This is a genomic window from uncultured Phocaeicola sp. (assembly GCF_948499155.1).
In the GTDB taxonomy this organism is placed as follows: Bacteria; Bacteroidota; Bacteroidia; order Bacteroidales; family Bacteroidaceae; genus Phocaeicola; species Phocaeicola faecalis.
Genome location: NZ_CAOOSE010000011.1, coordinates 38,537 through 52,490, shown reverse-complemented (window position 1 = coordinate 52,490; position 13,954 = coordinate 38,537). Strand labels below are relative to the sequence as shown.

13 protein-coding genes are annotated in these 13,954 nt (G+C 35.9%); all 13 read right to left on the bottom strand.

Annotated features, from left to right (window positions below; genetic code table 11):
- Nucleotides 1–22: 22 nt before the first annotated feature.
- Nucleotides 23–1,237 carry a transposase gene (locus QYT14_RS09930; protein WP_288325336.1) on the bottom strand — a complete coding sequence of 405 codons (1,215 nt, stop codon included), beginning with the start codon at nt 1,235–1,237 and terminating at the stop codon, nt 23–25.
- Nucleotides 1,238–1,352: 115 nt separating this feature from the next.
- Complete coding sequence (locus tag QYT14_RS09925; RefSeq protein ID WP_288325335.1) at nt 1,353–2,462, bottom strand: polysaccharide pyruvyl transferase family protein; 1,110 nt, start codon at nt 2,460–2,462, stop codon at nt 1,353–1,355.
- A gap of 12 nt (nt 2,463–2,474) precedes the next feature.
- Entirely contained in the window at nt 2,475–3,674 is a 1,200-nt protein-coding gene (locus QYT14_RS09920; protein ID WP_288325334.1) for a Coenzyme F420 hydrogenase/dehydrogenase, beta subunit C-terminal domain, read from the bottom strand.
- Between the two features lie 158 nt (nt 3,675–3,832).
- Nucleotides 3,833–4,978, bottom strand: coding sequence for a glycosyltransferase family 4 protein (locus QYT14_RS09915; RefSeq protein WP_288325333.1), 1,146 nt, complete (start codon nt 4,976–4,978; stop codon nt 3,833–3,835).
- A 284-nt stretch (nt 4,979–5,262) separates the two neighbouring features.
- Nucleotides 5,263–5,985, bottom strand: coding sequence for a glycosyltransferase (locus QYT14_RS09910; RefSeq protein ID WP_288325332.1), 723 nt, complete (start codon nt 5,983–5,985; stop codon nt 5,263–5,265).
- On the bottom strand, nt 5,979–6,986 hold the full coding sequence (locus QYT14_RS09905; protein WP_288325331.1) for a glycosyltransferase family A protein: 1,008 nt from the start codon (nt 6,984–6,986) through the stop codon (nt 5,979–5,981). Before QYT14_RS09905 ends, QYT14_RS09910 begins: the two co-directional genes overlap by 7 nt.
- 310 nt (nt 6,987–7,296) lie before the next feature.
- Nucleotides 7,297–7,905, bottom strand: coding sequence for an acyltransferase family protein (locus QYT14_RS09900; RefSeq protein ID WP_288325330.1), 609 nt, complete (start codon nt 7,903–7,905; stop codon nt 7,297–7,299).
- Nucleotides 7,905–8,822: a hypothetical protein gene (locus QYT14_RS09895; protein ID WP_288325329.1), complete on the bottom strand. Its 918-nt coding sequence runs from the start codon at nt 8,820–8,822 to the stop codon at nt 7,905–7,907. Before QYT14_RS09895 ends, QYT14_RS09900 begins: the two co-directional genes overlap by 1 nt.
- 217 nt (nt 8,823–9,039) lie before the next feature.
- Nucleotides 9,040–9,717, bottom strand: a complete 678-nt coding sequence (locus QYT14_RS18870) for an acyltransferase family protein (RefSeq protein ID WP_353886554.1) — start codon at nt 9,715–9,717, stop codon at nt 9,040–9,042.
- Between the two features lie 264 nt (nt 9,718–9,981).
- Nucleotides 9,982–10,272, bottom strand: a complete 291-nt coding sequence (locus tag QYT14_RS18865) for a DapH/DapD/GlmU-related protein (protein WP_353886555.1) — start codon at nt 10,270–10,272, stop codon at nt 9,982–9,984.
- Nucleotides 10,273–11,144: 872 nt separating this feature from the next.
- The gene (locus tag QYT14_RS09890; protein ID WP_288325328.1) at nt 11,145–12,191 is read right to left on the bottom strand and encodes an alpha-1,2-fucosyltransferase; all 1,047 of its coding nucleotides are present in this window, start codon (nt 12,189–12,191) and stop codon (nt 11,145–11,147) included.
- Entirely contained in the window at nt 12,157–13,500 is a 1,344-nt protein-coding gene (locus QYT14_RS09885; protein WP_288325327.1) for a hypothetical protein, read from the bottom strand. The genes QYT14_RS09890 and QYT14_RS09885 overlap by 35 nt, the downstream gene beginning before the upstream one ends.
- 14 nt (nt 13,501–13,514) lie before the next feature.
- Nucleotides 13,515–13,817, bottom strand: a complete 303-nt coding sequence (locus QYT14_RS18860) for a DapH/DapD/GlmU-related protein (protein ID WP_289307798.1) — start codon at nt 13,815–13,817, stop codon at nt 13,515–13,517.
- Between the last annotated feature and the right edge of the window lie 137 nt (nt 13,818–13,954).

Genomic DNA, 13,954 nt, shown 5'->3' with positions numbered 1-13,954 from the left:
CCGTTAAAAAATCAGATATGGTCTAAGCGGCATTAGTCACAAGACCAAAGAGTTCTTTGACAAGTTTAGCATTTAAAGTTTTGTTCGGTCTCAGACCTGACTTTGCTAAAAATCTGTTAAACATGTAAATGTTGCTCAAATAAGACTTTAGCAAACCTATGGATAGCGATGGATAAAATTCCTTTCGCATGATTTTGCCAATGTTGACCGATGCGAGTGATGCATTAAAGGCAAAGTCAAGTTTAGCGAGGTCACGTGCCTGGCAATGGTATAGCCCTGCAAATTGCTTGAAATCCTGAAAGCAGAATCCAATTTGGAATCTGGTTCTGTAGTACTCGATAATGTCTTTCCCCGACATACTAAGATCGGTAGAGAAATAAATCTTGTGATCTCCCGAATCGGGATAATGCACTACGATTTTTATATTGCGTTTCATCGCCTTTGAGTATGCCTTGATGACATAAGCTTCGCCTGCCTCTATGTCGAGAGTTTCGCACCGAGAATAGTCAAGATTGGAAAAGTCTATTCTTTCCCCTTTCACTCTCGGACGACCTCTCTTGCCGGTGCGTACACCGTCATGGGAATACCAAAGCGCAGCATCATCTCGAAGTCTGCTTATTAAATGGAAGTTCATTTCCACAAGTGGATTAACAAAGGTTGCCTTTGAGAGCCAGGTATCTGCAACAACGTATCGGGTTATCTTGCTCAAATTATCCTTGCATTTGCGTAGCACGTCAAGATACCACTCGACAAATCCGTAGCCCTCACTTATTTTTTCCAGTGAGGCCTTGTCCGGTGTCTGTTCCGCCCGTAGCATGATGCAGTCACGGGCTTCAACGTCCACAATGCCGATGCCGGGAATTTCCAGTCCGCGCTTTATTGCAGAAGCGCAGCCCGACCAAAACTTTCCGATATAAGGAGTCTTTTTTCCAGCCTTTGAGATATAGCTGGCATCAATGGCTATGGCTTTCCTGCCACCTTCACCGTAAGCACGTTTCATCAAAGAAGTGTTGAACTCCACCCAATCGAACCCCTTTCCGAAAAGGGCTCGGAATCGTTGCTCGCAACTATCGCTGTAGCGTCCCATTTGGGTGAAGTTTATCTTTCTTGGTATTACCATAAACAAAATCATCGTTTGAATGAAAGCTGTTTTGAATTTTTTGCGTAACTTAGTTGAACATTCTTTCAAAGCATCGGTTACGGTTTCCTCATATAGGTCAAATGCTGTTTCCTGCATATCTTTAATGTTTGTGATTATTCATCAAAAATGCCGAGAACCAACCACTTGACCATTCTTTTTATTCTAAACTATGCTAATTGACTCGCTGAATATTAATGGATTAAGCACAAACTTAACGAAGTATTAATTTAAGTGATGCCAAACATTTTGATAAGAACTGAATATTCTTCTCAGCCTCTTTGCCTAATTTTTCATTCACATAATTCCAATCAATAGGGGCATCGCAAACTTTAACCAAGTCTTCTTTATTTGAGATGACTCTGTTTGTTAAATTAAGTAGATTTAGGATGCTTGTTAAGCGGCTGGGGAAAGCTGGTGGAAGAATTGCAAAGAACTTGGTATTAAACTTCAAAGAGAACGAAGTGCCATGAAATGAATCGGTTACTACATATTCAGCTCCGTTAATTAATTCCAAGAAATCATTTACTTCAGGAGTAAAAACATAGTTAACACCTGAATGATGAGGTTTGCGTTCGTATTCGATGAAGTAAATTGGAAGTCCACCTTTCAGGCGTGATAACTCTTTCGCATATCCTATGCAATTACTTTTATAGGAAATTTGATAGATCAAGATGTATTTACCTTTAACAGATTGATGTACAATCGCTTGCCATTCTTCTTTTGTCAGTGTATAAATGGGATCCAGCAATTGCTCGGCTTCAAATCCTAATTGCTTTACAAGTTTGCAGCCACTATCTTCACGGATAGATAGATATTTGTATTTGGTTAACAGCTTTTTGAGCTCTTCATTTTCTTGACTAGTAAACTCAGACTTTCCAAAACTAGCAGAATAAGCAAAACAGGGTTTGCCCTTTGGAACGAAATCAAGGAAATATGCTTTTTCAAATCCTCCAAAGTGGTTGTTCCACACTTGATCACTTCCTGTAAAATACGCATCATAAGACTTCTGTTTAGGCAAATCATCTGTATAGAGTTCTTTACCCAGCTCTAAATACTTATTGAACTTATCAAACGATGTTTTTTGATACTTCCGGGAATAAAGAGAAAACAATGTAGCAACGAAAGCTTTCAATGGATTTCCGAAGTATCGTTTATCAGCATAAGTCTGTTTAAAACTACCATAGTTTTTAAATCTATCTGGCACAAAATTTATCAACTCTGCATCTACGCCAAGTTTTTTGAATGTTTGCAAAGTGGCATAAGCTTGAAGCGAAGAGCCACAGTTATATACTTTATGATAAGTTATTATTCCTATTTTCATTTTCAAACAGTCTTATAAATATGACTTAATTTTTCTTATTACTCGCTTCGGCAACTGAAGCACCTTCTCTGCCAGAATCAAACGCTTCCAATCTTTTGCATCCTTGTACTTCCCACTAAGCAACCATTTCCAAGCAATAGCAGCCAAGTGAGCCGTATGGCAGTTCTGCTTCATCTGACCTTCAGCCACTATTTCAAAAGGATGTTCCGTGAGTTGGCAATTGAGTTGTTGAACTATCTCACAACCTTTCTGGGTGAAAGCCACCAGTGCACTCACGCCATCTTCATTCTTTGAATATGTTTTCCCCCAAAGATCGCCAATACGGATGTCTGCACTAGATTGGTTGTATTTGTACTTACACTCCTTCTGGCAAGCCCGATTGCAGCAAAAATCGCCAAGGAACAAGTTGTAGAAAATGTCGCCTTGCGACAGTCTGGAATATAGATAGTTTTTTTTTTCCCTTATTAACAAATTGTAAGAATCGTGCCAGTTCACCTTGTCAGCAGTCTTCTCGCCATCTATGCTCATCGCCCATGAATCGTGCCATCCTGTACGTTTGTTGCGCCACGACACATAGTTCACTTTACCCACGGTCTGCTCTACAATGTGAAGGTATTGTTTCCAAGCAAGCATGGAGGGAACGCTGTGGCAGAAGAAGTCCATCAGCACGAAATTATCCTCCACTTTGAACTTGCGGATGTAGCGGCGGAACGAATCCATCTGGCAAGGCGTACCGGTAACCAAATACTTCTTCTTGCGATCGATGGCACGGAATCCGTCCACGGTATAGCTTTGGATATACTTACTACCGATAGCAGGTATCAGTTCTTCGGGGGTAGAGGCGATGTAGTGCTCAGCCCGATTGCCCTCCGGATTGTAGCGGACACCACATACCTGATAGCCTTGAGTGAGCAAGGTACGACCGAGCTCATAGCCCACGCCGCCCGAAGAGCACTTGCGCTGCACCGCATATTCTTTACTCCAGGCAGCATAACTCTTGAGAGGGCGCTGCTCGTCGTTGGCCAGTTCCTGATGATTGAAGGCACAGACATCCATACAAAGACCGCAATTGGTACACTTGTTTGTGTTTATTATTCTTGGTTCATAGAAGCCTTTGTCATTGAGTTTGATCTCAATGATTTTCTTTGCACAGGCTGCGGCACATACGCCACAGCCGTAACAGTTGTGGATAGAGGAAATATTATTGCTCATAATGGTAAAATCCTATTGTTGATGTTTTGCCTCTATACCTTTATTAATTAATCCAATTAAGAGATTATTCTGTTATTTTTTTTACATATTCTATCCTAGACAGCTGCAGAGCTTGAGATATAGTTATTTTTCCAAAAATCAACTGGTTAATTAATTCATCAACTTTCATTATTCTGCTTATCAATTACATTTTTATATTCCGTCAGATACTTTCGTGCTGTTACACTAACATCGAATGTTTCCCTGACAAACACTTGTGCTGATCTAGCTTTTTTCACTGCTTCATCATAGTGGGTAGTAATATAACTTATTTGGGTTGCTAAATCTGAAGCATCTCCATTCTTAAACAACCATCCATACATATTACCACATGTTACTTCTGCAGGTCCTTGACCTTCGCTTACCAAAACAGGTACATTAGCAGCCATTGCTTCAGCTATAGTAAGTCCAAATCCTTCCCATCGAGATGGTTGAACAAAAAGATCATAATCAGCTAAATGTTCAGCTACATAATCTTGCGTTTGCTTCCCCAAGAAATGAATATAGTTCTCCATTTGCAGTTCACGTGACATTTTTTGAAGAAGTTCCATGCTAGAGCCTACACCAATAAAATCGACCATAACTTGTCCTCGCAACTCAGAAGCTGCTTGTATCAAAAGGTCTTGTCCTTTCTTGTCATGTTCTAAACGACTGACCATTACGATACGTAAGGGTTTACACATCTTTTGAGCTGTACGTTGCTTAAATCGTTTTGTTAGGATACCATTGCATATTACTTTACTCTCTATTCCATATTTCTCTTGTAATTCTTGTTTTACCAAGTTACTAATGGCATAGACATGCTTGATATTATCCATATCGATAACATTGCTATACACTTGTGGTTGCCTCATTATTTTATGCAATAATTGACGTAGTAAGCCACAGCGCCTTACCGACCCTGTCGGTAAGGCGTGAAGCGTTATAAACGCTTCACGACTTAATCGTTTATTCCAAATTAGGCGATTAATTTCACTTCTATGCAAATGTATTACATCAGGTTTAATAAAACTTATTTCTTTATTGATTTTAAATACAAACCAAGGTGATGTTGATTTCAGTTTCCTATTTATCAATATTAGATGTATTTTAGGATTTAATGCGGAGATAAGAGACTGTTCATAGCAATTATTAATAATCATAACATATACTTCAGCTCCGGCAACGCATTGTTCGTTTGCTATATTTACCAACATAGTCTCAATGCCACCAAAAGCCAATCCCCAAAAAATATGTATTACTTTTAGTTTTTTATTATCTTCCATACTCAATTCTAATTTCTAAAACAAAAGTTTTACTATCCTATTGATGTTCCTAATAATCTATATTTGATAACTAAGAATGCCTTTCGTGAAAGGTAATCCAAATACCCCATGCGAAAGAAATATATAGCATTAAAAATCCGTGGACAGCTGAAGCCATTTCTTTTTATTTCTTTACATATACTTTTATATGATTGATAATCAGACAACCTCAATAAGTCATCTAGTAATTCAAAATACAAACTGTAAAGCATTGAAGGATCATATTTCTTTAAGTTTTCTGCGAATTATTCTAATTTTAATTCCTTACATAATCGACTTCGTTGAACTACAGCAAGTGAAGTTTTAAGAAAATCTCTCGATACGGAGTCAGCTCTGCTACGTTCACGAATTGTGACTACCCTATTGCAGAAGAGCATTACTTTCTCTTCACGATAAAACCTCAAAAAGAATAAGCCTTCATAGATACGCAAAGACTCATTGAACGGATACATCTGAAGGATTTGTTTATGTACTACATGAATAAACTCTCCTGATATTTTGTTTAAGAGAAAATCGGTATATTGTAACTCTTTGATTTGACCATTCTTAGTATTGCCAAGCAGCTTATTGGTACCATAATAATCTACGCAATCATCGGGCGAGAACATATAATGCTTATACTGCGGATATTTTATATGATATTCATTTATATCGGCTAAAGCAGTATCTACAAAATAATCATTACTATCTAATATGATACCATATTCTCTCTGCATGGATTGAATGGCTGCATTGCGAGCAGCATTAACACCTCGGTTTTTAGAGAAGTTTATTACTCGGATATATGGATCATAACGATGAGAATAGTCTTGAATAATATCCAGTGTGTGATCAGAGCTTCCATCATTTACTATTATATGTTCATAATGAATATTTTTACTTTGTTGGATTACGCTCTCTACACATCGTGCTATACAATCCTCTCTATTATATACAGGTGTTATTATTGAGTACTTTATATCTAACATCTTAATTCGTTCGTCAGTTTTTGTCTATCTTTCTTTAATATGCTCTTTCTCCCTGATAATTTTGTTACTATCCAATGAATCAGTGAGGGGAAATACCGGTCAAGAATATGCATACACGCACCTACAGGGAATGTGAATCTTTGATAATACGCAGGAAGTCTCTTTATCATTCCTATGCATGATATATCTTTAGAATACATTCCATATCGGAAATAATTGCATGCAATCTTGCTGCATCTCAATGCTCTCTTAAAAGAATGGGGGGGGTACTTCATAATAGTTTGTATTTGACTGATAGCTCCATCCATATAGCCTTTAGGATTCTGTCGCATGACGGCACTATTATTAGCCGAAATACAGTTATCTCCATATTCACGGATATAAATAGGTTCATTTACATACAGTGCATCATATTTATTAGCAATGTTATTCCACATAACGCTTTCAGGGTAGAACTTTTCATTACTATAATTAGGCCATGGAAACTCTTTAAATACGGATGTCAAACAGACCTCTGCCCGATCTCCGACGGCATGGTGCACTACACGAAATGTAGAAAAATCGCAACGGGTAATCTTGTTTGAGAATGGATGGTAACCTACGCACTCTCCATCTTCGAATGTACTCTGAAACACCACCCCGCAAAGTTTATTATCATCTTCCAAAAGTGGATAGTATTGAACAATCTTTTCTATCGCTTGAGGATAAGTCCAATCATCAGGATCTACACGGAATATCACTTTACCTTTAGTATGTTGAACGCCTCGATTCCATGTAGGTGATATTCCTTCATTTTTTTTATCAATAAAATGAATGGGAAATAAATCGTTCTTGAAAAGAGGTAGTAATTCCAGTATATTGTCAGTACTTCCGTCATTGACAATGATCCATTCAAAATCATAGCAAGTCTGATTGCGCAATGAGTCATAACAACGCATAATTGTATCAGCTTTGTTATAACACATCGAAAGAACTGTAACTGTAGGAGATTTCGTATTCATATTAATTATTTCTTTAAACCACTCAAAGTCGGTAAATATCTACCGCAGAGTAACGAAAGTATTATTGAAGATACCAAAATTGCCGAATATAGAATCCATCCCGAAAGAAATGAAGAAAAAATCATAATCATATAAGGATGAATAAGGAGAAGTAGCAGAGAGTATTTACCCAATGCCGACAATTTTGAAGATAAGTAGTTGCTCAATGATATAATAAAAACGCTTCCAGCTACACCGTTATATAATAACGAAATGTATGAATTGCCATAAGTATTCCAAATATAACTAGTTTCTTGTGGCGAGAACATAATTACCCCCCCCAATAAGCAAGCAAACTTGCACTTAAATATTTAAATTTATAATCTTGAATAGATAAAATATACTTTTTACATATCTCACCTATCCCTAAAAAGCCTATTGCTGTCATAGCTGTAGAAAAATAGAAAGGAAGAACAACGCGATGACTAAGGATATGCATTTGGCCTGTATAGTATCCTATAACTGAAATCAAAATAAAAGTAATAAGTACAAGCAGTTCAGACTTTATATACTTGTGGACTAAATAACTTATGATATAACACCAAAACGTACAAAGTAAAAACCATGCTACCCCATGTAGGTTAACATATGGATTCAGTATCTGTTTAACTACACTAGTAAGAGATTTACTCACCAATGCTATAATCAAAGCTGGAAAACTAAACGCCAGCAAAGGAATCAGTAGCCCTTTTGCTTTCTTCAAAACAACATCTCTAAGACAAACAGGTTGCTTGTAAAAGATTCCCATAATAAAAAAGAAGATAGGCATAGCCCAGCCATCTGTATATGAGCAGTGAAACCCTAAAGTGTGCCACTCGATGATTACCAACATCGCCAAGCCTCTGGCTATATCAATATTGTTAAAACGCAGTGCTTCCATTATACCATTTTTATAGCTTTTTTTTCACCATCTTTGTAGAAAAGTAAGGATTCTGGATATTGCTGGAAGTGATTAGGCTTCTCTGGTAATGGGTATCTCATAGTATATCCATCAAGATAATATTGGTTCATCTTTTCAGTCGATACACCCAAGGTCTCATTTTTATCTACTGTCTGTACCATATTGATGGGGAAACTGAGTATTTTAGTGTATTTAGGTCCCCGCCCTTGATTTAGAAGGCCATGACGGAAGGCATCTCCATATATCGGACCCTCAAGCGTATTCGGATTTACAAATAGATTACGCTTAAACAACTCAAGGATAGTAGATTTTGCGTAGATATGAGCATCAACAGAAAAACAATAGCCCCAATTTGTAGATGAATCTTGCTTATCGAACTCCCAAGCCAGATAGTCTGCACACTCATTATAGTGCGCATTTTTGTCATCCATGCCAAAACCTACCCTCAAAGCATACTGATTTTGTTCAGGCTCGCTAAGTATCCAAGTCAAAATATCCTCATTGAGATTGACGTCATCTATAAACATGGCATCATCAGTCATAAACATGATATGTTTAGCCGATGACTGTTCCATTAAATTAATAGTTAGTGAGCGAAAGTTTGTCCTCGGATGACGGAGGCATTTCCTTTCATAAAATCGCTTTATATTATGAATATTCAATATATCACGAATACCGACTTTATCAGCAGGTTGTTCTTCTTTATGAAAATGAATAAAAGGATTCTTAGACATCTTTTCTATCAGCATGTCATAACCGTTTTGAAAATCTAAAGATGAGGTGTTATAAACTACATCTAGTTCAAATGAAGGCTGCTTCCAATGCTCCAGCATAGTACAGAGCAATGTATCAAGCTGCAAAGCTCGATTAAATGAAAAAACGATTACTTGTATCATATTTATTTAATAATTTTCTTTAGTAAGTTGTTGACACCTATAAACACACATGAATAAATGACATTAAGCATTATGTAAAGGAGTATCATCCAATATATTTTCATCTTATACTGAATAGGCAGACATACCATATTTAACATTACAATTCCATTGGCCAAATATATCTCCAGCGTGTAACGTCCTATGGCGATCATTAGCCTTATAAGCCTGTCTCCAATCAAATGGGGGGTATTAAAATACTACATAATAGGATTATCATTACAAATAATCCAATAGATTCCATACGAATATAACTAGCGTCTGAAAAAAAAGATAGCATAGAGACAATCACTCCACCCAGTATTATATTTGTCCGCGAATTTTTATTCATGACAAAATATATTCCATACAAAAACATTGATAGACGACTTAATGCACAATCATATTGCCATTCCAATTGATTATTGTGAAAAATGACAAATATAAGAATGGATGCTAATAACAATGCATAAATGCCTAACTTCTTTATCAATAGATGTAGTAATGGAAAAAGTATGTAGAGCAGTAGTATAAAAGAAATATACCAATTAAATGTCGTTCCTCCAATTCCGTAATAGGAAAAAGATGATAAATTCGATATCCAATCTATTAAAGATGCTGACTGCCTCGTCTGATACTGGACTAATAGTGTACAGACAATCTGAGCTATTACAAACAAAGGGAAAATACGTATCAAACGGTTCTTATAAAAATGAGAAAGACTATTCTCTTTGTAACTATATGAAAGCCCAAATGCACTGAGGAAAAGGAAAATATCCACATTGCAGCACAATTTACCTTTGGTATAACTCACAAGAGGGGCCAACTTGGGTCGGCAAAGGGGAAATGAAATACTAAGACAAGTATGATTACCCATCCCATTAGATATCCTCTGTATTGGGAAATTAACTTATCTAAGGTCAATTTTATTATCTATCATATTTTATATTGCATATTAGCATATTGCATAGATTTCATCTTCTCTTCAGGAGACAAATAGTCTGTGCCCATAGATTTCAGTCCTTTATAGTATTTCTCAAAAAGAACTTCAAGCTCATCGCGGCTCATACGTTCATGCTCTGGATAAAGATTGCTTTCGTGTTTAAGTATTTGCTCTAACGAAAATTTTACTCCAACAATTTTAGCTGGCGTTCCTACTAAAACAGCATAGGGGGGGGGAAGATTTATTCAATAAACTACAAGCCCCAACAACACTGCCACGTCCAAGCATCGTCCCAGAAAGGATAGTCACATTAGCACCTACCCAACAGTCCTCTCCAATAACAACATCCTTTTCAATATCGTTTATATGGAGTCGTTCTATTATTCGCTGATTGAGGCCTACTGTAGGTTTGTGGTTTCCTGTAACTATAGTGCAGTTAAAAGAAAGACTAGTCCATTTCTTGATAAAGACTCTTCCTCCTGCAATCACGAAATTACTATGCGGTTGAACCAAAGTATAATCTTCGAGGTAGATGTTTTGTGGCACACCTATAGACCATGGTGGCAGAATATTACAATCAATACCGCAATGGCCTAATTTTTTTTCATCTTCTCTTCCTTTAAAAGATTATATCGCTTAATCAAATTACTTATAAGAGACATCGTTTTGTTTTAATTTTATAAATGACAAATCTTATGCTATCACATAAAGATGTGAGAAATATAAAAAGACTATCAATTATGGTTCTATAATTAGTTATACTTACTTTCCCGGTATACGGAGTTTGATTTAAACAATCAATCCAAGTTTTCTTATATGGGTGCCACACGGATTCAGCCCATGGTTTGCGAGCATTCGTAAAATGGACTATAATAGGATCTTTTCTTGCTTCAATCCATGCTTGGGAATATTTAGGAAGCATCGGAGTTCTAATTCCAAAGAACATATTTGTGCAATTGTATTTTGGCTGAGAGATTTTATATTCCCTTCAAAAACAATATTAATAACATCTTGATCATTGATGCTTTTTTGTTTATCTTTCCTTTTTCAACAATTTGATAAAATTGATTTTTTTAGAAACTTCTCTCCAGTGTGTAAGATTCATAATCATTACACCAGAATTCAAATAAGGAGATTCTGATAGATATCACATCGTTGCTTACACCCTTTTTGATATGGATAATCTTCTACGCCCCAAACTGCTATTGATTTGTCTGTGCATTGTTGATAAAGTGAGTTTACCCCCCCCATTCATAAAAATAAGGAAGCTTGTTTAAATGAACAAAGTGGAAAAATACGACAAGTGTAATACCTATTCCTTTTGCTATATCTATACTTGAATCTCTAGCCATAATGGGAAATTATAATGTGTGAGTAGTATTTATTCTATAATCAGGTGATATTGTTATTTTATCTGGATTAGTATTCAACCAAGCCCCCCACCAACCAAAAGAGCTATTTGTTATGATTTGATGTTTGCATTCTGCCATCAATTGCATATCTATATAACTATCAGTTGATTTATTCCAATCTACGAAATGAATCTCATCCTTTGAAAAGTCAAGTCCAAGGACATTTTCATTCTCTTTTGCCCATTGTATACTTCCTGGATCACAGAAAATAAAGAATTTAGGATTGTGAGAATGCCTACGTATATACTTTACAGCACGTTTAAAATATCCGGTAGCATAACAAGCATAGTTAGAACCTAACATATCGCCTCGGCGTGCATGAATAGCTACTGAATTACAAGCTCGGATATAATCCATCGCATCGATATTCTTTTGGCCTTTGAGAGCAGGAAAAGTAAAAGACTGACGTATTTCATTTTCAATAAGTTCTATACCGCTTCCCTTATTCTTGAATTTAAGTTTTTGACCTGCAAATAGATTGTCAGAAGAAGAGGGAAATAGTTCATTGCTGCAATCTACGATTGTTTTTGGTTTACGCATTTTCCACATTCTCAAATGCATATAAGGAACAGAATGATGGATTCTATACTTTAGGCTTCCCTTGCTCTTTTTTTCATTATGTTCCTGCATGAATTGCGGTTGCTCAAAATCGCCCCATGTATTAACTAAATCAATGCCGATGTTCTTAAAAGCCTTAGTGAAATAGACTGGATAATTCATATTTTTTTCCCAAAAATGACTATCACGTATCTCATTCATCAAATTCTCCCAATTACTATCTGATACAATTGTGCTGATATTAGGAGAATTTATTCCAAATACCTTTTCTAGTTCATACCCATTCCACTGGCATGTTACTTCGTTACACTCCGGGATATCAAAAATGATAGTTTCTACGTAAATATCATCATTTGGATTTGCCTTTCGCATAGACAGAAATTCGCAATAGCTCAACATCTGATTACCCAATCCTGACTCTATGTGAATTAATTTCATCTTGTTTCTGCTTATTGATAAAGGTTGATAATACTATGAAATATAATATGAAATTCTTTGGTTGAGACATTTCGTTACCACTAAAAGATAGTAGTAATAATGCAATTAAATATGCAGCTACAACAGCTGTATATGCATTAAATTTCCTGCGCTTATAAAAAAAATAAATCATGCTTATTACAAAAATCAAATATAATGAACCTCCTACAAATCCCCATTGAGTTAAAAGGTTTCCATAAGCTATATCAGGCGTCGTGAGCTGCGTTGCTGTTTTTGTATATGGATTATATAAACCAAGACGAAAGTTGTATTTCTTTACAGTCTTAGGGTTGGCATCCGAAATAAAGCCGAGCCCAAATATTTGCTCCACAATAGGACGTTCAATTATATAGTTATATCGTTCAAGAACCCATGCAATTCTATACGTCATGGTACCTCCATCATTTGTGTTTTCATAATCAATCGCACCGCCTTTCAACAAAATGCTTAAATCTTTATCTGTTTCCCCCTTTCTAAATCTATCTTGTATTACATCGGCTAAGGGAATAAATAGTATAGACATAGCCAATCCAACCTTTATCAATCTAGATGCTTTTCCACTAAAAAAGACGGCTAAAAATGTAACTAAAATGCCAGCAGCAATAGCTGTTCGTCCCAACGAACAAACCAACGCCAAAAAGAATAAAATTCTAAATATGATTACTCTCTTTCCAAATATTTGTGGATTTACAAAAGATAAAGCAAGAAAAAAAGTTGTGAATGGGGGCATATTATAGAATCTTGCAAGCCCTGTTGTAAAATCTATTGTATAAGAATCTGCCGTTCCATCTCCATAAGGCATTAAGGGGCGTCCAACAGCAGTTTGCATTATATATAAGAAGCAGGTTATTGATGTAATAATGAAAACAGCCTTCATTAATTTTTTAAAATTATATTCAGACATATTACACACTATAGGTAATGAAAACAATAATAAGTAAGCTCGAGAACCTTGTAATACATCAAATAAAGTAAATTTATAATATACGACAGAAAATAAGAAAGAACAAAAGAAAAAAATAATCAGCCATTTATATTGCTTTATAAATGAGATATTTGATATTTTATATTTCCCTTTTAATATAAGATTTATGGATATGATAAACGTATATATTACAGCCATATCAGCATTTTTAAAGCCAATAACACTATCTGTCAGTAAACAAAAACCATTTAGCATAAAACTGGCATAAAGAAAATAACTTATCCATCGTTTCTGTGGCTTAAAGTAATAGAATAAGGCCACTATAAGTAATAAAATACCTATCATAGAATGTTTGATGTTTATATTAACTTTTTAATGAACTTTGCAGAATTTCCGCCCCATAATTCATCAGCAGGAATGGCTGATACAACCACACTTCCAGCTGCAATCATTGATCTGTCTCCTATACAGCACCCCTTCGTTATAATACACCGTGCTCCTATAAACACATAATTGCCAATTAGCACTGGAGATGTTTTAGCATTAACACAATCTGTCGACCTTGATAATCTGTCTTGCCAATTAGTGCTATGAAAATTGGTGTCAAATATTAATGTGGATGCACCTATATTAACATGATGACTAATTGATACACTCTCCATTGCATAAATATTGGTATTAGAAGTACCAGAATATCCCCTATCGAAAGTTTGACGTCAGGTCCGCATACTAATTTAGAAGTAGAGCTATTGTCTATTTGATTTGTTTTACCAGAACGACATATAAAATTTGTACCTAT

What these genes read in the sequence shown, in the direction of transcription:
- QYT14_RS09930 (WP_288325336.1), bottom strand. Translation starts at nt 1,237, where the DNA reads ATGCAGGAAACAGCATTTGACCTATATGAGGAAACCGTAACCGATGCT.
- QYT14_RS09925 (WP_288325335.1), bottom strand. Translation starts at nt 2,462, where the DNA reads ATGAAAATAGGAATAATAACTTATCATAAAGTATATAACTGTGGCTCT.
- QYT14_RS09920 (WP_288325334.1), bottom strand. Translation starts at nt 3,674, where the DNA reads ATGAGCAATAATATTTCCTCTATCCACAACTGTTACGGCTGTGGCGTA.
- QYT14_RS09915 (WP_288325333.1), bottom strand. Translation starts at nt 4,978, where the DNA reads ATGGAAGATAATAAAAAACTAAAAGTAATACATATTTTTTGGGGATTG.
- QYT14_RS09910 (WP_288325332.1), bottom strand. Translation starts at nt 5,985, where the DNA reads ATGTTAGATATAAAGTACTCAATAATAACACCTGTATATAATAGAGAG.
- QYT14_RS09905 (WP_288325331.1), bottom strand. Translation starts at nt 6,986, where the DNA reads ATGAATACGAAATCTCCTACAGTTACAGTTCTTTCGATGTGTTATAAC.
- QYT14_RS09900 (WP_288325330.1), bottom strand. Translation starts at nt 7,905, where the DNA reads ATGGAAGCACTGCGTTTTAACAATATTGATATAGCCAGAGGCTTGGCG.
- QYT14_RS09895 (WP_288325329.1), bottom strand. Translation starts at nt 8,822, where the DNA reads ATGATACAAGTAATCGTTTTTTCATTTAATCGAGCTTTGCAGCTTGAT.
- QYT14_RS18870 (WP_353886554.1), bottom strand. Translation starts at nt 9,717, where the DNA reads ATGGGTAATCATACTTGTCTTAGTATTTCATTTCCCCTTTGCCGACCC.
- QYT14_RS09890 (WP_288325328.1), bottom strand. Translation starts at nt 12,191, where the DNA reads ATGAAATTAATTCACATAGAGTCAGGATTGGGTAATCAGATGTTGAGC.
- QYT14_RS09885 (WP_288325327.1), bottom strand. Translation starts at nt 13,500, where the DNA reads ATGATAGGTATTTTATTACTTATAGTGGCCTTATTCTATTACTTTAAG.
- QYT14_RS18860 (WP_289307798.1), bottom strand. Translation starts at nt 13,817, where the DNA reads ATGGAGAGTGTATCAATTAGTCATCATGTTAATATAGGTGCATCCACA.